Origin of the sequence: Chlorobium sp. KB01 (genome assembly GCF_001975465.1) — a bacterium.
Classification (GTDB): Bacteria; Bacteroidota; Chlorobiia; order Chlorobiales; family Chlorobiaceae; genus Chlorobium.
Genome location: NZ_MPJE01000066.1, coordinates 114,986 through 133,191 on the forward strand (window position 1 = coordinate 114,986; position 18,206 = coordinate 133,191).

18 protein-coding genes and 1 tRNA gene are annotated in these 18,206 nt (G+C 51.2%); 7 read left to right on the top strand and 12 right to left on the bottom strand.

The window, feature by feature from the left end:
- Positions 1 to 43: 43 nt before the first annotated feature.
- Both glpK and BOO20_RS07065 read right to left on the bottom strand, forming a co-directional pair.
- Positions 44 to 1,495: a glycerol kinase GlpK gene (gene glpK / locus BOO20_RS07060; RefSeq protein WP_076791634.1), complete on the bottom strand. Its 1,452-nt coding sequence runs from the start codon at positions 1,493 to 1,495 to the stop codon at positions 44 to 46.
- 181 nt (positions 1,496 to 1,676) lie between these two features.
- Entirely contained in the window at positions 1,677 to 2,141 is a 465-nt protein-coding gene (locus BOO20_RS07065) for a DUF2141 domain-containing protein (protein ID WP_076791636.1), read from the bottom strand.
- A 249-nt stretch (positions 2,142 to 2,390) separates the two neighbouring features.
- Here BOO20_RS07065 and BOO20_RS07070 point away from each other — a divergent pair, with 249 nt between their 5' ends.
- The 3 genes from BOO20_RS07070 to BOO20_RS07080 all read left to right on the top strand — a co-directional run bounded on the left by BOO20_RS07070 (position 2,391) and on the right by BOO20_RS07080 (position 5,117).
- Complete coding sequence (locus BOO20_RS07070) at positions 2,391 to 3,803, top strand: ATP-binding protein (RefSeq protein ID WP_076791637.1); 1,413 nt, start codon at positions 2,391 to 2,393, stop codon at positions 3,801 to 3,803.
- Between the two features lie 162 nt (positions 3,804 to 3,965).
- Positions 3,966 to 4,766, top strand: a complete 801-nt coding sequence (locus BOO20_RS07075) for a class I SAM-dependent methyltransferase (protein ID WP_076791639.1) — start codon at positions 3,966 to 3,968, stop codon at positions 4,764 to 4,766.
- Positions 4,767 to 4,784: 18 nt separating this feature from the next.
- A complete protein-coding gene (locus BOO20_RS07080; RefSeq protein WP_076791640.1) occupies positions 4,785 to 5,117 on the top strand; it encodes a GNAT family N-acetyltransferase in 333 nt (110 codons plus the stop codon).
- 168 nt (positions 5,118 to 5,285) lie between these two features.
- Here BOO20_RS07080 and BOO20_RS13355 read toward each other — a convergent pair whose 3' ends face one another.
- From BOO20_RS13355 to BOO20_RS07120, 10 genes are all read right to left on the bottom strand, one after another.
- On the bottom strand, positions 5,286 to 5,816 hold the full coding sequence (locus tag BOO20_RS13355) for an Abi family protein (protein WP_198935430.1): 531 nt from the start codon (positions 5,814 to 5,816) through the stop codon (positions 5,286 to 5,288).
- A 2-nt stretch (positions 5,817 to 5,818) separates the two neighbouring features.
- Complete coding sequence (locus tag BOO20_RS12950; protein WP_198935431.1) at positions 5,819 to 6,193, bottom strand: Abi family protein; 375 nt, start codon at positions 6,191 to 6,193, stop codon at positions 5,819 to 5,821.
- Positions 6,194 to 6,443: 250 nt separating this feature from the next.
- Entirely contained in the window at positions 6,444 to 7,163 is a 720-nt protein-coding gene (locus tag BOO20_RS07090) for a hypothetical protein (RefSeq protein WP_076791642.1), read from the bottom strand.
- Positions 7,164 to 7,344: 181 nt separating this feature from the next.
- Entirely contained in the window at positions 7,345 to 8,085 is a 741-nt protein-coding gene (locus tag BOO20_RS07095; protein WP_076791671.1) for a TIGR03915 family putative DNA repair protein, read from the bottom strand.
- 4 nt (positions 8,086 to 8,089) lie between these two features.
- On the bottom strand, positions 8,090 to 9,346 hold the full coding sequence (locus BOO20_RS07100) for a putative DNA modification/repair radical SAM protein (protein ID WP_076791643.1): 1,257 nt from the start codon (positions 9,344 to 9,346) through the stop codon (positions 8,090 to 8,092).
- Positions 9,347 to 9,383: 37 nt separating this feature from the next.
- Positions 9,384 to 10,268 (bottom strand): phytoene desaturase family protein, encoded by an 885-nt coding sequence (locus BOO20_RS13360; RefSeq protein ID WP_368665431.1) that lies wholly within the window; start codon positions 10,266 to 10,268, stop codon positions 9,384 to 9,386.
- Positions 10,269 to 10,425: 157 nt separating this feature from the next.
- A complete protein-coding gene (locus BOO20_RS13365; RefSeq protein WP_368665432.1) occupies positions 10,426 to 10,863 on the bottom strand; it encodes an NAD(P)-binding protein in 438 nt (145 codons plus the stop codon).
- Between the two features lie 98 nt (positions 10,864 to 10,961).
- Positions 10,962 to 11,435 (bottom strand): GyrI-like domain-containing protein, encoded by a 474-nt coding sequence (locus tag BOO20_RS07110; protein WP_076791645.1) that lies wholly within the window; start codon positions 11,433 to 11,435, stop codon positions 10,962 to 10,964.
- Between the two features lie 65 nt (positions 11,436 to 11,500).
- A tRNA-Pro gene (locus tag BOO20_RS07115) sits at positions 11,501 to 11,574 on the bottom strand.
- A 356-nt stretch (positions 11,575 to 11,930) separates the two neighbouring features.
- On the bottom strand, positions 11,931 to 12,605 hold the full coding sequence (locus BOO20_RS07120; RefSeq protein ID WP_076791673.1) for a DedA family protein: 675 nt from the start codon (positions 12,603 to 12,605) through the stop codon (positions 11,931 to 11,933).
- A 174-nt stretch (positions 12,606 to 12,779) separates the two neighbouring features.
- On the opposite strand from BOO20_RS07120, the gene BOO20_RS07125 reads away from it, so the two are divergent.
- From BOO20_RS07125 to BOO20_RS07140, 4 genes are all read left to right on the top strand, one after another.
- A complete protein-coding gene (locus tag BOO20_RS07125) occupies positions 12,780 to 13,682 on the top strand; it encodes an alpha/beta fold hydrolase (protein ID WP_076791646.1) in 903 nt (300 codons plus the stop codon).
- A 71-nt stretch (positions 13,683 to 13,753) separates the two neighbouring features.
- Positions 13,754 to 16,063, top strand: coding sequence for a penicillin-binding protein 1A (locus BOO20_RS07130; protein WP_076791648.1), 2,310 nt, complete (start codon positions 13,754 to 13,756; stop codon positions 16,061 to 16,063).
- Positions 16,064 to 16,097: 34 nt separating this feature from the next.
- Complete coding sequence (gene guaA, locus BOO20_RS07135; protein ID WP_076791649.1) at positions 16,098 to 17,639, top strand: glutamine-hydrolyzing GMP synthase; 1,542 nt, start codon at positions 16,098 to 16,100, stop codon at positions 17,637 to 17,639.
- Positions 17,640 to 17,771: 132 nt separating this feature from the next.
- Positions 17,772 to 17,987 carry a hypothetical protein gene (locus tag BOO20_RS07140; protein ID WP_076791651.1) on the top strand — a complete coding sequence of 72 codons (216 nt, stop codon included), beginning with the start codon at positions 17,772 to 17,774 and terminating at the stop codon, positions 17,985 to 17,987.
- Positions 17,988 to 18,206 lie beyond the last annotated feature (219 nt).

An 18,206-nucleotide genomic window follows, 5' to 3' on the forward strand; every position in this document is an offset into this window, starting at 1 on the left:
TCTGGTAGACGTTAAAGTTTAAATCGCCAATATTCCTGAACCTCTACAGCGCCAGAGTCTGACGCACTGCTCTCTGCCACCCGCTGAGCAGCTGACATCTCTCTTGAGGTGCCATATCCGGCAGATAGGTACGTGCAGCCTGATGCAGCTTCATCAGCTCATCGCCTGAACGCCACACTCCGCTCTGCAAACCTGCCAGGTATGCCGCCCCGAGTGAAGTTGATTCAGCATTTATCGGAACAAGAATCGGCACATCGAGAAGATCTGCCTGAAACTGCATCAGAAAGCCATTGCTCACCGCCCCGCCATCAACCATCAACGCCTCCGGAGAAAACCCGCTATCGGCTACCATGGCCCTGAACACATCATATGATTGATAGGCAATCGATTCAAGAGCCGCACGAACAATATGGTTCCTGTTGGAGCCTCTCGTCAGCCCCGCAATGGTTCCCCGCGCCTCCATCTGCCAGTGCGGTGCGCCAAGACCGACAAAGGCAGGGACAATATAGACCCCGCCATTATCCCCGGCATCCCTTGCCATGGCTTCGGACTCCCCGGCATCCAGAAGCAGTTGCAACTCATCCCGCAGCCACTGAATCACTGCACCGCCAATAAAAACCGATCCTTCGAGAGCATAACAGGGCTTTCCGTCAGCTCCAAGCGCGAGGGTTGTCAAAAGACCGTGCTCTGACCTGATACAGGTATCCCCTGTATTCATAACCATAAAACAGCCGGTACCATAGGTATTTTTAATGGAACCGGGCTGAAAGCAGCACTGACCGAAAAGGGCTGCCTGCTGGTCACCGGCAACTGCGGCTATCGCACTATCATTGAGTTCCTCAAGGGCGGTCACCTTGCCGAAATCATCCATGGAGTTCTTTACCTCCGGCAGAAGTGAGAGAGGAATACCAAACAGATCGAGCAGCTCCGTGTCCCACTGCTTTTCCCGAATATTGTAAAGCAGTGTTCGGGAGGCATTGGTGAAGTCAGTGGCATGCACCCTGCCGCCGGTAAGCTTCCAGAGCAGCCATGTATCGACGGTTCCGAAGAGCAGAGTATCAAGGTCAGGATGCGGGCAGTGATCAAGAATCCAGCGGATTTTGGTTGCACTGAAATAGGCATCGAGAGGCAGGCCGGTTTTGGCGGTAATCATCTCCCGCTCAGCCTCATAATTCCGGCACAGCTCGCTTGTCCTGCGGCACTGCCAGACAATGGCGTTATAGAGCGGTCTGCCGCTTACCCTGTCCCATACAATGGTGGTTTCACGCTGATTGGTTATACCGATGGCCGTAACGGGAACATCACTACCGGCTTTCAGCTCCCGCACACCGCTGACCACACTCTGCCAGATCTCCTCCGGATCATGCTCCACCCACCCTTCATGGGGGTAGATCTGACTGAACTCCCGATAGGCTCTGGCAACCGGCTCACCTTCATGATTATAGAGAATACAGGTGGTTCCTGTGGTTCCCTGGTCAATTGCAAGAATGGCCATACTCTTTTTCTAATTCTAATAACAAGTTGCCAGTTTAGGTGCCTCTCAATTTATTGTCGTGAGCGGTTTGAGGGCAAGGCGGACGGCGCGCAGAAACCGCAGTGTACATAAGAGTACATGAGGATTTCGAGCACCGCCCAACGAAGCAATCGAAACGCGGAACAAATAAATAGAGATCACCTTACAAATATTTCAGGTCAATGTTGAGTATTACCTCCCGGCTGTCGAGCGTAAACTTCGCATCGTTAAAGGAGGGCGGGCCGAAACGGCTTTTCGGATTATTCGAGCACCCGACACCCTCTTTGGGTATGCTGATCAGAAAGACCGAATCCACTTTACCGTTACTGTTTTCATCGTGAAAAACGCTGAGGGCATAGCTTCCATAAGGAACGTTCTCGAAAACCACCTCACCATTCGGGTCGTTTGCCTGCAGGCTCTTTTTGGCAAACGCTTTGGCGGATTTCACAGGAAACCCCTCTTTTTTATTGAAGAGAGAGACAATCAGCTCGCCTTTGGTGTTGCGGATTTTGCTGAAGCGTGCTTTAATGGAACCGGCAGGCAGAGCAGCATCAACCGCACTCTCCCCGGCAAATGCCGACATGGAAAGGGTTGTCAAAAGGAAAAAGAGCATGAAAAATTTTGTCATCGGGCGGCTTTATATGGTTGCTAAAAAAACGGATCTGCCTCGGGAAGCATGAATAGTGAAATAAAATACCCAATCGACAAAGAAACTCCTTGCGATCAATTATACCAAAAAGCCGCTAACAGAGAGTCATGTCCAAAATTAAACCATCAAGATGCATAATATTGAACGAAAGTGGCACATTTTAATGTATATTTTGAATTATAATGGCACCTTAAAACATCAACATTCACATTTCATGGAGTAAGCACGATGTTTAACCGACGCGCCGTTGACGATATACGATCATGGTACATCCGGAGCAAACGTAAACCATTGGTTATACGCGGAGCCCGTCAGGTCGGTAAAACCACAGCCGTACGGCTCGCTGCAAACCGGTTATCGGTAGACATTATTGAAATAAATCTTGAACGTCACGGCGAACTGGAGCCTCTCTTCAAAAACTTCAGGCTGAATGAGTTACTCTTTAAATTTTCGCTTATCAGCGGTAAAAAATTTAATCAGGAGAGTAAGGCAATCCTGTTTCTGGATGAAGCTCAGGCAACCCCGTCAGCCTATTCATGCCTCCGTTACTTCCAGGAAGAGATGCCTGAACTGGCGATCATTCTAACAGGCTCGCTGCTTGATCAGGTTCTTCATAACTACCAGCTCCCGACTCCGGTCGGACGTATTGAACACTGTTTTATAGGCCCACTGACATTCGAGGAGTTTCTTTCCGCCACTGGTGAATCAAAAGCTCTCGACACCATCAGGATGCTCACACTCAAGACCATGCATTTGATCCCTGATACTGTTCATGAAGATCTCATGGCCCTCGCAAGACGTTATATCCTCTGTGGCGGAATGCCCTATTGTGTTCAGATTGCAATTGATACACAATTCAATCATCCTGAAATCGTAAAATATCAAACAGAGCTTCTGCAAAGCTATAAGGATGACTTTTCAAAGTATACCGGATCACAAACCTCACTGCAACTGAACGCTTTTTTTAATGGAATAATCAGCCAGATCGGCCAGCAGTTTTCACACAAACAAGCCAATGAAATTGCGTTCAATACCAGCGGCGATAATCGTCAGTTAAACACTGCTCTTGAACGATTTCTTGAAGCCCGGTTATTTTATCGTGTGGTTCACTCCGGAGCAGATGCGATGCCTCTTGGCGGCGAAACCAAAATCAGAATAAGCAAGTTTTTATTCATTGATGTCGGCCTGCTGCTGGCAGCACAGGGAATTGCGGCACAAAGCATCATGAGCTCCCCTCTTGAGCTTGCAAACCGGGGCATTATTGCCGAACAGTTTGTCGGACAGCAACTGCTCTATGCAAAACCGGCCTATATCAATCCGGCACTCTATTACTGGCAACCACCAAAAGCTGAAGGCCAGGCAGAGATAGATTTTCTCTATGAAAATGGCAACCGGATCGTCCCTGTAGAAGTAAAATCCGGAAGTCGCGGCACAATCAAATCACTGCGCTCCTATGTGATCAAAAAAAAATCCGGTCAGGCCATAAAAATCAGCTCCGCCAAACCCTCGGTTCAGGAGCTGACGGCAAGGATGAACAAGGAAGAAAAAGCCTTCAGACTGATCAATATTCCCTTCTACCTTGTTAATCACCTTGACCGGTTAGTCGATGAAGAGAGCGAACTGCCAAACCGGACTCCATAACGGGCACCTCTATTTATTGTCGTGAGAAGCCCGAGAACAAGGCGGATGGAGCGCAGAAACCGGAGTGTACATGGAGTACATGAGGATTTCGAGCACCACCCAACGCAGTAATCGGGATTCGGAACAAATAAATAGAGGTGCCCTAATGTAAACATACTATCGATGGCCAACTTTTCCGACATCGCATCCAAATACCGCCAGACCTCCCTTGTACAGGCCTCGGCAGGCGGGCGGTTGATGGAACTGCTCGAAATTCCCGGCAATGCCGATATCCTCGATGTCGGCTGCGGCACCGGCAATCTGACTGCGGAACTCTCAAAACAAACCACGGGAACCGTAACCGGAATCGACCCCTCCGAAGGGATGATCCGCGAAGCCTCACAGGTATATGCTGACCCAAGGATCAGCTTTAAGGTGATGAGCGCTACTGAGATCAACTTCCGAAAGGAGTTTGATATCATCTACTGCAACTCCGCCTTCCAGTGGTTCAAAACCCCTTCGATTTTCCTTGAGAAAGCGTTTGTTGCTTTGCGACCTCATGGCAGAATAGGCATCCAGGCTCCGGCAAAAGAGAACTACTGCCCAGTCTTCCTCAAGGCACTGAGTGAATGCTGTTCAAACCCCGAAATAGCGAAGGTATTCTCAGACTTCCGATCACCCTGGTTCAAGCTTGAGGCTGCAGATGAATATACCGCCCTATTGCGGGAAGCCGGCTTCAATGTTACACTGAGCACCATCGAAGAGAGCCGCAACCACTATACGCCCGAAAAGGTCTTTGATGTCTTCAGCTCCGGCGCAAAGGCGGGATATCTGAACCCGGCATGCTATGACACTCCGCTCCCCGAATGGTTTGAAGCCGCATTTCTGAATGGTCTCAGGGACTCCTTTGAACGGCAGGTTGAGCCTGACGGTCTGATCGACCTGCTTTTTTACCGGATATTTCTCATCGCCGAAAAAAGTTGACTAAAACATACGCAATCAATGCAAACAACTTTTACCATTCGACGCACCGTACAAACCGATGCAGCACCCATCGTGGCAATCCTGCAGCAAACGCAATGGGTCCCTCATTTCACCAACGAAAACCTGCAAGAGCACTCCAAACGCATCAGTGATCTTCTGGCAGGCCCATACTCCACAAGTACCCGCCATTCAGCCTATGTGGCAGAAGACGAAAACATCACCGGATACGTAGCTGTTCATGGGTTGCCCTATATCTTTCTGGCTACACCGGAAGGATATATATCTGAAATTTTTGTTGATGAACAGTTTCGGAAAAAGGGAATCGGAAAAGCACTGTTCAAAACCGTCTAAACGGAAGCAAGAACACGAGACTGTTCCCACCTCATGCTCTGCAACAACCGGAAACGAGAATCATACAAACGGGAATTCTACCAAAAGCTTGGCTGGCATGAACACGACACAATTGCACACTTTATTCTAAAGCTGTAACCACGACGCTCTTTTTTTTCTTTATCAGGGTTAGCTCCGCCATAAAGATTCTTTTTCCCATATCGCCGAAAAGCCCAATGCGTTCAAATCCACACTCGGATATTTAGTAAACAGAGTTGCCAGTTTTGATGAGAACTTGTGACCCGGACTGATTGCGTCTAAAAGATATTTAATACAGCATACGTGCACATATAACATATGATGCACTGAGACAGGAGGAACATCAATAAGCCATGGTGCGGGAGGTTTCGGCAACAGCTTTGGCCGTCCAGGAAGATTTCTATTCCATAAGCGTCCGTGATGGGCACAAATATTTCTTATTTGCGAGATCGCCTGTAACCAAGTCCTTAAATATGTATGATTTACCGTATTAAGTTCTTTTGCTATTGTATCCTTGGAACTGATACTTGAGCCAAGATTTCCATACAGTTTCGACAAAAGGCCAAAACTGACGACCTCAAGTGTTTTCCAGGCTGGTGGCCGTCGTTGATCAGCATGATACTTCAGATAATGCTGCTTAATGAATACCTCTTTTGAATTTTTCAGATCGTGGTCGATCAACCTTAAATTATCAGCAAATGCGTTGGATTCTTGAAAATCGACGAGTTTTCAAACCACCACGGATCCGCTTCGTGAGAAAGATGATTGATCATGCGAGTACGAAGACCTATCTCAATCCGTTCGATCGCATTAAAAACCAATATCCTCAATTCACTGTCAAAGTTATACAAAGCAATAACATCCTCAAAACGGCTGTTCGGCTTGAAAACATGGTTAACCTTATCAACTTGCATTGGCCACCAATATCCTGCAAGACGGTAATAACTGATGTTTTTTAGGTAATGCTCCGCAAAAGAGTCGTCCACAATCAGAAGGCCTCTTGCTTTCAGTTGCTGAATCTGATCCTGAAGAGAAATGGATTGCTTTTGATAATGCATAAGCTGAAAATAAAATAAGCCTTACAGATTAAAAAACCCGTAAGGCTTATAAAGCAAAAGACTTACCCTGGTACGCTGTTCTTACGGGAAGCGCGGCAAGTACTGTTTGAAAGAGTATACTTAAAATAATTTTATTCTGTAAATAATTTCAGGTAATTACAGCTCAACCCCGGCAAGGCATATGCAGCCCTCTTACGGAACACAAGCTACTGTAACAAGTCTGACCAGGACTAACTGCTGCCCGAAGGATTTAAAACTTGCCGATCACCATGTAATCGTGAATATCAAGATGAATGAGTACCGGTCCGCCGAGAGGATTCCCGTTCGGCCCCGTCGGGGTTACCCGTCTGACTGAAGGATAGAGAATTCCTGCACTGTTTTTTGCATGCTGGAGCACAACATTGGATGCAGCGGCCAGCGGGCTGATGATCTGGGCGGTATAGTCGTGCTGAATCAGTAGGCCGGTCTTGCGATCAAACCTGAAGCGCTGCACCCGGCTATGGGTGGGAATCTCATCAGGAAAGCGAGCCTCCAGCAAGCCCGGCTCAACCTCCCGCCAGTTGATATCTTCATGCATCAGCAGCGCCGGCAGGGTAAAGTAATTCCATGAAGCGTAGTTGGCGAAATAGCTCATATCAAGGTCATCCCAATAAAAAAGCCTCCGGCCGACTTTGAAATAGTCCCTCGCTTTTCTCCGCTCTACAATGACCTCTCCATCTTCATTTTCAAGCCGGACATCCGGACCGTCAAGAACACCCGTGACCGCGGGGTCAAGACCAATCGGGATCAAGGTGGAGTAGGGCCGGTGAACATCGAGCACCATTCTGGCATGACTGAAAAAAGGCCGCCGTTTCAGTATAAAGGCAAGCCCTTTGGCACTAAGCTCAACCTCCAGAGTTCCGGCATTCTGCCAGAACTCGCGCCCGCCATAAGCGGCAATTGCCTTTTCAGCTGTTGCAGAAATGGTCATTGAAAAATTAGTTGCGTTTCTGAAAACTTTTCAGATTGCGGTAACCACCGTGTATTGGAAGGAGAGGTTCGCTGTTCATGACCACGTGGCAAACGGATTACATGAGAAACATGTATCGACATTTTCCGCAAACGATTCATGTAATATAACTGTAGCGCAGTTATTTATTACACAACACTGTTCACTCCACCTGCTTCTCGGTGAGGAACTTCCAGTACTTCATCGGCATGTTGGATTTCTGAAGACGGGGGTTCTTGCGGTCGGGGATGGCTATGGTTTTAAAGAAGGCCTGCCACATCGCCTGAATCTTTTTTTCATCATCCGAAAGCGCCGGGGCGGTGAACTGCTCGATGGTACCGAAGCGGAGCGATCCCTGGTTCCAGCTTGCGGCGGTGCGGCGTTTCCGGTCGTAGAGAAACCAGTGCTGTGCCCGGAGCCTGCGGCTGAAGTGGTAGGCAAGGGGCTGAATAATGTTGTGATCAGGCTCCATCTGGGCAAGATAGGCGCCGTCACGGAGTTTTTCGAACCGCAGGAGCCCCTTCATGCGGTGCAGCTCCCTTGCTGCTTTGCGGGAGACCGTCACGATATCGCGCACCGCCGGATGGGTAAGGTAGCCGTTTACCTTGTCGCCATGCCTGAAAGCCTGTACAATGTATTGCAGAAGGCTCTGCTCCATCCCCTCATTTTCGGAAAGCATGAAGAAATAGAGCGTATGTGCGGCATCGGGAGCACGCTCCTTCAGGCGGGAGAAGAGCGCTTCAGCCCGCACCGGATCGGTTGCAATAAACAACCCCTCTTCAAACAGGGTATCCTCACGCGCCGAGAGCGTAACCTCAGCAGGGTCGGACTCCTCTTGAAGAATCCACTCAATGGCAGACAAGAGTCCGTCAGAGGTGCCGTCGCATAGGTATCGGTGGTTCATGACATTAAACATAGAGGCCCGGAAGTACCAGTTGACGGGGTGGCATGAGGTCACTGCCCTCTCCAAGCAGCAACTGCTGACGGATAAGTGCCGGTTGACGATCGGTTTTTTCAAACGGCCTGCCTGAACAGGTAATGAAATATTTGGCCCGCTTCACCACCACCCCGATCTTTTTCATCCCTTCAGGGGTGACGGGCGAGAAACGTCGGGCTGCGACAATCCGTTTGGCCGACGTAACCCCGATGCCCGGAACACGAAGCAGGGTGGCGTAGTCGGCACGGTTGATCTCGACCGGAAAAAACTCGGGGTGACGCAAAGCCCAAGCGGTTTTCGGATCAAACGATTCATCAAGATGGGGCGCATCGTCCGAGAGGATCTCTTCGGCGGAAAAGCCGTAGAAACGCAAAAGCCAATCAGCCTGATAGAGCCTGTGCTCCCGAAGCAGGGGCGGCGCAGCAAGCACGGGGAGCCGGTTGTCATCACTGACCGGCACATAGGCCGAGTAGTAGACCCGCTTGAGGTTCATTTTTTTATAGAGCCCCTGTGAGAGGCGCAGAATCTGGAAATCGGTTTCAGGGCTCGCCCCGATAATCATCTGGGTACTCTGTCCCGCAGGCGCGAATCGGGGAGCACTCTGGATGTTTTTACGCTCGACCAGGCTCTCCTGAATCTCCCTGCCGATGAGCGCCATGGGCTCCAGTATGGCGGCCTTCTCCTTCTGTGGTGCAAGCCGCTGCAGGGAAGCCTGTGAGGGGAGCTCGATGTTCACGCTGATACGGTCGGCATAGAGCCCGGCCTTGCGAACCAGTTCGCTGCTGCTGCCGGGAATGATTTTCAGGTGGATATAACCGCCGAACCGCTCTTCGACACGCAGGGTTTCGGCAACCCTGACCATGCGCTCCATCGTCTGGTCGGGACTCTGCATCACCGCAGAGCTTAAAAAAAGCCCTTCAATATAGTTGCGACGGTAGAACTCAAGCGTCAGATCAACCACCTCCCTTGCCGTGAAGGAGGCTCGCGGAACCTGGTTTGAAGAGCGGTTCACACAGTAGGCGCAGTCGTAACGGCAGTCGTTGGAGAGCAGCAGTTTCAGCAGCGATATACAGCGGCCGTCATCCGACCAGGAGTGGCATATACCGCTCCGGGAGGTGTTTCCGGTACCTCCCGGAGGCGCTCCCTCGCGTCTGCTCCCGCTGGAAGCACACGAAGCATCATAACGCGCCGCGCCTGAAAGAATCTGTAGTTTCGCAAGGGTCTCCATGGAAGGAAATATAGTCCTTTATCTCCCCTCTTCAACCTCACATCCTGATTTTAGCCGCCTGCCTGGAAACAAGTTCCACGGCTCTTCGGGCACCGGTCACCACACCGGGCAGCGACTGACCCGGAAAGATGGAATCACCGACAAGAAAGAGGTTATCAAACCGGGTTCGTGGTCCTCGCACCCTGAAAAGCGAGGTCTGGGGATATCCCCCCACGCACCCCATTACCCTTCCGGTATAGCGCTCCCAGCTGACCGGTGTTGCCGCACTCATGCTCCGGACCGCTTCACGGGCAGCTGGAAACTTTTCCGAAAAGAGATCAAGCACGCGCCGGGTATAGAGATTTTTCAGCTCCAGATAAGCTGCTACTCCCCTCTTTCTGGCCTCAAACCACGGTCCCGGCCGGGTATGTGTGGAGACGGTTACCGCACAGAGCTCTTCGGGTGCACGACCGGGATCATCCGGCGGCGAGGCTGAAACAAAAATGGAGTTGCCTTCAGCAAGCTCTTCTCCCTCTCCGATGATCTGGATATGATTGGTCGGCAGCGTAGTGAAAAGCTCAGGATCCATACCGAGATAGAGCACGAAGGCACTCCACTCCCAGCTTTCGCTGTTGAGCACCGGCAGATCAATCGCCTCTTCTGAAAGCTTCGAAAGAGATACCGAAGTAAGGTTTGCCAGCACAACATCCGCAGCAAGGGCACTCCCGTCCGATGTTTCAAGACCGAACACCTGCCTGCGCACCGAGTCGATCCGGTCAACCTTTTTTCCATAGAGCACCGCACCGCCGTTCTTCACAAGAGAGGCGGCAAGAAGTTCGGCAACCGTGCCGATTCCTCCTTTGAGAGCATAGGCGCCGGAAACCGGCAGGTCAAGCGCTATAGCGGCGTTAATGGCATTGGCATGCCTTGAGGTGGTCTGCACAGAGATCAGAAGCTGGGAGTCGATGAATCGTACGAAATCAGGATCGGTGTCGAGGCTGTGCGATGCAAGCCAGTCGAAAGCCGTACGTGAAGCATATTTCAGAAGATGCAGTGTCCCCGGAAGTCCCCCGACAGCTTTGGAGGCAAGACGCGCAAAATCACGGGGAGCTTTCGGAGGCCAGGAGAGCCCCCCCTTTTGCGAGAGTCCAGAGGAGTTTTGAAAGCCCGGCCTGTTCAGCCCAGAAAGCTGCGGAGCGGGGAAAGCGCTCCATTATTTCACGCCGGTCGCGGGTCAGATCAAGGTGAAGCGCCTTATGGCGGTAGTGCCAGGCTACCGGTTCCGGCGATGCAGGCCAGACAATTCCAAGCTCTCGGCCGAGCAGCTCCATCGGTCCACCCGTATGAAAGCCGCAGCCTATCGTCGCACCGGCATCGAAGCGGTAGCCGTTGTGTGAGAACGTAGCAGCGCACCCGCCGGGGTACTGCTCGGCTTCAAGAACAGTCACAAGAGCGCCTTTGTCAGCAAGTAGGGCTCCCGCGGCAAGACCGCCGATTCCGGCTCCTATCACAACAACATTCAGATCCTTCAGTTCCATAGCTCTCCCTTCGGTTTATCACTCCTGTCGTAAAGGATAAACCGGGGAACGCCTTATGAAGTTCTAACCTCTATGAATTGCCGTAAGCACCCCCCGAACTACTCCGCCAGCAGCAGCGATATCTCCGTCTTCAAGAGCTCCCCGGGAGTCACGGATGGATCATTGAGATAGACCTCACAGGCTCTGCCGGTAGGAGTGAACCCGTTGTCAGCGCTCCATTTCAGGAGCGAGTCGTAGGCCGGTTCAACCTCGTTATAGGGGCCGATATAGAGCGTAGTGACCGCTTTACCGGAAGGGGTGGATGAAGCGATAATGCGGCCTGACCCCTCAAGTGGTGCTTCAACGGGAAATCCGAACTCCACCTCGAGGTCATCCATATCCATATTGAAGTAAAGTGCGAAGGGTGGGCCCGCCGGATGCGTGCCTCGCTCTTTGAGGAATCGGGCAATTTCACCATACCCTTCCTGGAAAAGTGGGGCAATGCCACTCACTTTTGTTCGGGTTCTGATGGTCAGCGCAGGGCGGGAAACGAGATCTCTGATCTCAGGAGAAAACGAGCATTCGAAATCCATAATCATCTCCGGTTATTCGCTGAAAAGAAAAAAGGAGAAATCAAAAATGAATTCGGGTAAGAGAGTCGGCGTAGCGGGATTCGAACCCACGACCCCTTCCACCCCAAGGAAGTGCGCTACCAGGCTGCGCTATACGCCGAAACGAAAGATGAGGCAGTAATTATAAAAAAATCTGACGATTAATATAATCTTTTTTTCCGCTTTCTGCCCCTGTTACAAGAGCTGCAGGAGCTCCCGGCAGCACAGGTTCCGGATTTTGTCCACATTCCTGTAGATAAAAAACAGAAAACAGGGAGTCAGGGCTGTCAGTAAGGAGACATCCCTGACGACATAAAAAAAAGATATAACGGTAATCCCCGTTTAGATTTAACTGCTCAGCGTCTCACCCGAACAGCGCCCCTGACCGTCGCACTCCATGAGACACCGGGCAACCGGCCCACAAGTTATCAACATTCCGTTAACATCCGCGAACCGCTCTTTATTGTCGGACACTCATTAATCGCGGCTCTTCCGTCCGGCAAACCGGTGCTTCAGATATTCAATAACCGGCGGTAGAACAGAGATGGCAATAATGGCAAGAATCAGGAGTTTGAAATTCTCCTGAACAAAGGGAAGCTGGCCGAAAAAATAGCCGCTGTAACTGAAGAGACTCACCCAGAGCAGCGCACCTGCAATGTTAAAAAGAATAAACCGGCTGTAGGTCATGGTGCCGATACCGGCAACGAAAGGAGCAAACGTTCTGATAATGGGAATAAAACGGGCGATGATAATCGTCTTGCCCCCGTACCGGTCAAAAAAGTCATTGGTACGGATAAGATGTTCGGGGTTGAAAAAACGGGACCTCTTATAGTTGAACACTTTCGGCCCGAGTTTGTGACCGATAGCGTAATTCAGCGTATCGCCGAGCACCGCAGCAACAAAAAAGACCAGAAAAAGCAGATGAGGATCAAGCGATGAGCCGGGAATTGCCGCGAGGGAACCGGCAGCAAAGAGCAGCGAGTCACCCGGAAGAAATGGGGTAACAACAAGTCCTGTTTCACAGAAAATAATGACAAAAAGAATGGCATAGAGCCAGATGCCGTATTGAGCGGCAAGAAGCTTGAGATGCAGATCGATATGCAGGATAAAATCGATGAGAAAAGCAACCGAGCCGCCGAGGGAGTTATCCATATAGATGATGATCTTTGAAAAAAACAGAGCCCGGGTTTCAGGCGGTGTAATGTACTCATTGAGCCTGAAAGTAGCAACCGGGCCGCATACCGCCATAGAGAGTGAAGAGTGAAGAAAAGGTATTATTGTTATTATATTAGGGTTTGTTTCGATTAAAAAGCACAATGCGATCCCATGAGTTATTTAGCGTCTGAACGCTGCCGCCTTTACTATGAAGACACAGCAGAGTCCGATCCATCAAAACTGACCTATCCTGCCGTAATTTTTGTAAACGGGTGGGCAATCTCCTCCCGCTACTGGAAGCCGCTGGTTGAGCAACTCTCGCCACACTACCGCTGCATTACCTATGACCAGAGCGGTACAGGCAAAACCGTCATCAAAGGCTATCAGCCAACCTTTACCATCGAGGGTTTTACCGATGAGGCTGCCGGACTCATTGAGCATCTCGGGCTGGATAAATCAAGAAACCTCCATATTGTAGGCCACTCAATGGGGGGGATGGTCGCAACAGAACTCTGTATCCGATTCCGTGATGCACTGCTTTCAGCCACCATTATCGCATGCGGTATTTTCGAAGAGACCCCGTTTACCTCTCTCGGACTCTTTTTTCTTGGCGGGCTGATCGATTTCTCCATGAATTTCCGCAACATCTTCCTTGTGGACCCGCTCAGAAGCCTCTTTATCAAACGTGCGGCAACCAAAGCGATAAGCGAGGAGTACCAGAACATCATTATTGAGGATTTCACACAGTCCGACAAGGAGGCGACCAATGCTGTCGGAAAGTTCTCCATCGATTCCGAAGCACTCAGAGCCTATACCCGCCATGTCCTTGAGATCGCCTCACCGGTACTCTGCTGTGTCGGCATGGCCGACCACACCATTCCTCCGGAAGGTACCCTGACGCTCTATGAAAAGCGCAAGGTAGAGTCAGCAGCACCAACCCGACTGACAAAATTCAGTGAACTCGGTCATCTCCTGATGCTCGAAGAGACCGTTGAATTTGCCACCGAGCTCAAAAAGCATTTTGAATTTGCAGAACAATTTTATAAAAAGAGTCCGCAGGAGATGGTTGACTGAAAAAAACATACTATCCTGCACTGATTGGTATATCAAGAGCACATGATAAACTTTAACGATTAATTGATACTGTGAGTAAACTATTTTCCAAACTCCTTTTTTTCCTCTTTGCCTCCATCATTGCCATCACCGTGACAACGTCGGAAGTGTCGGCAGCTGGCAAATTTCTCGGCCTGCCAAGCCTTGAAGAGCTTGAAAACCCAAACCCGGAACTGGCCTCTCTTGTCTATTCAGAGGATGGCGTGCTGCTGCACAAATTCTTCCTTAAAAACCGCACCTTTATCCCGCTGAAATCGATACCGCGTTCTGCACGCTATGCCCTTATTGCCACGGAAGATGTGGAGTTCTACAACCACTGGGGCGTCGATCTGAGGCGACTGGCTCTGGTGATGGGTGAAAACATCATCAAGGGGAGAACCCGCTGGCACGGAGCCAGTACCATCACCCAGCAGCTTGCCAAAAACCTCTACCTGACCCAGGAGCGCACCGTCAGCCGAAAAGTGAAGGAGCTGATTACCGCCATCGAACTGGAAAAAACCTATACAAAAGACGAAATTCTTGCGCTCTACCTCAATACGGTCTATTTCGGCTCGGGAGCCTACGGCATCGAGGCCGCAGCCCATACCTATTTCGGCAAACCGGCCTGGCAGCTCACTCTGCCGGAAAGTGCATCCCTTATTGCTACCCTGAAAAACCCTACCGCCTATAATCCGGCAAAGGATCCGGTCAGCGCTGTCGGAAGAAGAAATCTCATTCTCTCGCTGATGGAGAAAGAGAAATTCATCACACCCCAGCAGGCTTCCGTTGCCAGAAGAACCCCGCTTGTACTGCACTATACACCGGTAAGTCATTCAGGTCTTGCGCCATACTTTACCGAGTATATCCGTCAGACCGTCAAACCGGCCTCGATGCTTGGCAGCATTGACCTCTATCGCGACGGCCTCTCCATCCAGACCACCCTCGACAGCCGTATGCAGAACTATGCCCAGCAGGCGGCGGCAGAGCATCTTGCCGAGCTGCAGACTTCATTCGACCGCGCATGGCGATGGCCTGAAGCGCTAAAGAACCAGATGATCATGGAGAGCGAGCGCTTCAAAGGCTACAAGGAGGAGGGGCTTACCGACCAGCAGGCAATGGCCAGACTCAAAGCCGACACGGTATGGCTCAACGAACTGCTGAGATCCAAAACAAGAATACAGGTAGCCCTGGTGGCTATCGACCCGACCAACGGCCATGTCAAGGCGTGGGTTGGCGGCAACAAGTTTTCTCCCGATGACTACAAATATCAGTTCGACCATGTCTGGCAGGCAAAACGGCAGCCCGGTTCAACCTTCAAGCCTTTTGTCTATACCGCCGCTATCGACAAGGGGCTGCCCTCAAACTTCCTGGTGCTCGACCAGCCGCTTGCGCTCAACAGCGGTAACGGCATCTGGTCGCCAAGAAACTCCGACGGCTCATCAGGCGGCATGACCTCGCTCAGAAGTGCATTGAGCCGCTCACTGAACCAGGTGACCGTCAGACTTGCCTATGAGCATCTGACAACCGCCGAAATCATAAGCTATGCAAGAAGGATGGGCATCACCTCACCAATGCCATCCAACCTCTCCATCGCACTCGGCACTGCAGAAGTCACTCCGCTTGAACTTGCAGGTGCTTTCTCGACCTTTGCCAATAACGGCATCTGGAACGAACCGGTTTCAATCCTGAAGGTTGAGGACAAGCATCGCCGGCTCATATCGGAATACGCCCCGAATCACCGCTTTGCCATTGACTCGACAACCAACTTCGTCATGGTCTCGATGCTGAAGGATGTCATCAACAAGGGTACCGGTGTTGCAGTACGCGCCCGTTACGGCTTTGAAGCTGAAGCTGCCGGAAAAACCGGTACGACCCAGAGCATGCGGGATGCCTGGTTTGCCGGATTTACACCCCAGCTTGTCGCTGTTGTCTGGACAGGTTTTGACGACGAGCGTATCAAGTTTACCTCCATGGAGTATGGCCAGGGTGCAAGAGCTGCGCTGCCGGTCTGGGCAGGATTTATGAAGCGCTGCTACAGCGACCCGTCACTCAAACTGGAAAACAGGTACTTCCATATTCCTGAAACGGTTATTGCCGTACCGATCTCAAACCAGACCAATACGCCCTCCGAGCTTCTCGGCAGCGATGTCTACATTGAATACTACACACCGAAAGGCTTTAAATACTATCAGTCACATCCTGTTCAGCACTCCAGCCCCCCGGTCGTAGCCCCGGCAGAGAGCGCCGGAGTACCGGAAGGAGCCGGAAATGCGATGCCACCCCCGGCTCCAAAAAATCCCGGTCCGGTGCAGGCAGTAAACCCGCTCCCGAAACCGAAACCAAAACCGGCGGGAGCCTTCTGATCTCCCCGTTCACCTAACACACAACCGTTTTTTTATGCAATCGGTATTAGTACTTGATTTCGGGTCGCAATACACCCAGTTGATCGCCCGCCGCACACGCGAACTGGGTATCTATTCTGAAATTCTCCCCTATAACACAACCCCTGAAACCATCAGGGAGCACAACCCATCGGCAATCATTCTTTCGGGCGGGCCGACCAGCGTCTATGATGAAAACGCCATACTGCCTCATGACGGCATCTTTTCACTCGGCATCCCCATACTCGGCATCTGCTACGGCCTGCAGGCCATTGCAAAACATTTCGGAGGAAAGGTTGCCAGTTCACTGAAGCAGGAGTTCGGACGGGCCAAAATCCTGGTCAAGCGCGACGACAATCACGAAAGTATGCTCTTTCGCAACATTCCCGATTCCGATGTCTGGATGAGCCATGGCGACAAGGTTGTCAGGCTGCCCGAAGGATTCAGGATAACGGCAAGCAGCGAAAACTCCGAGATGTGCGCGTTTGAAAGCTCCGGAAGCAAGGGTGCGCTTAAAATCTATGCCCTGCAGTTTCATCCGGAGGTGCAGCACAGTCTCTACGGCAAGCAACTGCTCTCCAATTTCCTTATTGATATTGCCGGCATCAAACCGGACTGGTCCTCAAAAAGCTTTATCGAGCATCAGATTGAGGATATCCGCCAGAAAGCAGGCAAGGAGACCGTCATCTGCGGCATCAGCGGCGGTGTTGACTCAACGGTAGCAGCAGTGCTTGTAAGCCGGGCCATCGGCAAACAGCTCCACTGCGTCTTTGTCGATAACGGACTCTTGCGTAAAAATGAGGCCGAAAAGGTGATGAGCTTTCTCAAACCGCTCGGTCTTAAGGTGACCCTTGCCGACTCTTCCGATCTCTTCCTTAATCGCCTGAAAAGTGTAGCCTCTCCGGAAAAGAAGCGCAAAATCATCGGAAGAACCTTTATCCAGGTCTTCGAAGAGCATATGAATCAGGAGAAGTTCCTCGTTCAGGGAACCCTCTACCCGGACGTGATTGAGAGCGTCAGCGTCAAAGGCCCTTCGGAAACCATCAAGTCACATCACAATGTCGGTGGTCTGCCGAAACGGATGAAACTGAAGCTCATTGAACCGTTGCGCGAGCTCTTCAAGGATGAGGTTCGTGCTGTCGGGCGTGAGCTCGGCATCGCCGAGGATATCCTGATGCGCCACCCTTTCCCCGGCCCGGGACTTGCCGTAAGGGTGCTCGGCTCACTCACCCGTGAGCGGCTCGACATACTCCGTGAAGCCGATGAAATCTATATCGAGGAGCTGAAATCCAGCGGCCTCTACCAGCAGGTATGGCAGGCATTCTCCGTGCTGCTTCCGGTGCAGTCGGTAGGCGTCATGGGCGACAAGCGCACCTACGAAAATGTTCTGGCACTCCGGGCTGTCGAATCAACGGATGGCATGACTGCCGACTGGGCACAGTTACCGCATGATTTTCTTGCGAAGGTTTCCAACCGCATCATCAACGAGGTGCGCGGTATCAACAGGGTGGCATACGACATCTCCTCTAAACCCCCTGCAACGATTGAGTGGGAGTGATGGTTATAGAAGTGTTCGGCTCGGGAGTACGTATTTTTTCCCCAACGAAAACAGCAAAACCATGAAAAAAGATTGCTCATTTTATCACTTCTGGGTGCAGGCATGTTTTCGGCTACTCCAACAGCGTCAGCAGTGACTCCTTACGTCCGGGCTTCCTGTGGCGTCGGACTGATGAACAATGTCGAGTATAGATTTACAGCGCAGGATAAGGTTGAGACCGATAAAATGCATACCGGTGCCGCAGTTGAAGGGGCATTCGGCATCAAAACAGGAAGATTCCGTGTTGATGCCGCAACGGGATATCAGTCAAACCAGGTTGACCAGTTCACTCTGAATAGTACGGGTTAAGGCGTAAATAACGGCCTAACCAGCGCACCGGAATCCGGCGATGAAAAATGAACCTACCCCATTCTATCATATATGGTTAATGGATTCGCGGATATCAATGCTGAGAGCAAAATCTCTCCTTTCGTGATGGCAGGAGCAGGCATTGCAAATATTCAGAATAAGGAGCAGTTTCCTGCTGATGCTACAGGGGTAACCGTAACCGGCACATCCAACGGGGTG

Excerpts from the sequence above, each read along its gene's own strand:
- BOO20_RS07090 (WP_076791642.1), bottom strand. The coding sequence starts at position 7,163 with ATGACCATTTCTGCAACAGCTGAAAAGGCAATTGCCGCTTATGGCGGG.
- BOO20_RS07075 (WP_076791639.1), top strand. The coding sequence starts at position 3,966 with ATGGCCAACTTTTCCGACATCGCATCCAAATACCGCCAGACCTCCCTT.
- glpK (WP_076791634.1), bottom strand. The coding sequence starts at position 1,495 with ATGGCCATTCTTGCAATTGACCAGGGAACCACAGGAACCACCTGTATT.
- BOO20_RS07065 (WP_076791636.1), bottom strand. The coding sequence starts at position 2,141 with ATGACAAAATTTTTCATGCTCTTTTTCCTTTTGACAACCCTTTCCATG.
- guaA (WP_076791649.1), top strand. The coding sequence starts at position 16,098 with ATGCAATCGGTATTAGTACTTGATTTCGGGTCGCAATACACCCAGTTG.
- BOO20_RS07095 (WP_076791671.1), bottom strand. The coding sequence starts at position 8,085 with ATGAACCACCGATACCTATGCGACGGCACCTCTGACGGACTCTTGTCT.
- BOO20_RS07080 (WP_076791640.1), top strand. The coding sequence starts at position 4,785 with ATGCAAACAACTTTTACCATTCGACGCACCGTACAAACCGATGCAGCA.
- BOO20_RS07100 (WP_076791643.1), bottom strand. The coding sequence starts at position 9,346 with ATGGAGACCCTTGCGAAACTACAGATTCTTTCAGGCGCGGCGCGTTAT.
- BOO20_RS07120 (WP_076791673.1), bottom strand. The coding sequence starts at position 12,605 with ATGGATAACTCCCTCGGCGGCTCGGTTGCTTTTCTCATCGATTTTATC.
- BOO20_RS07125 (WP_076791646.1), top strand. The coding sequence starts at position 12,780 with ATGAGTTATTTAGCGTCTGAACGCTGCCGCCTTTACTATGAAGACACA.
- BOO20_RS12950 (WP_198935431.1), bottom strand. The coding sequence starts at position 6,193 with ATGCATTATCAAAAGCAATCCATTTCTCTTCAGGATCAGATTCAGCAA.
- BOO20_RS07070 (WP_076791637.1), top strand. The coding sequence starts at position 2,391 with ATGTTTAACCGACGCGCCGTTGACGATATACGATCATGGTACATCCGG.
- BOO20_RS07110 (WP_076791645.1), bottom strand. The coding sequence starts at position 11,435 with ATGGATTTCGAATGCTCGTTTTCTCCTGAGATCAGAGATCTCGTTTCC.
- BOO20_RS13365 (WP_368665432.1), bottom strand. The coding sequence starts at position 10,863 with ATGGAACTGAAGGATCTGAATGTTGTTGTGATAGGAGCCGGAATCGGC.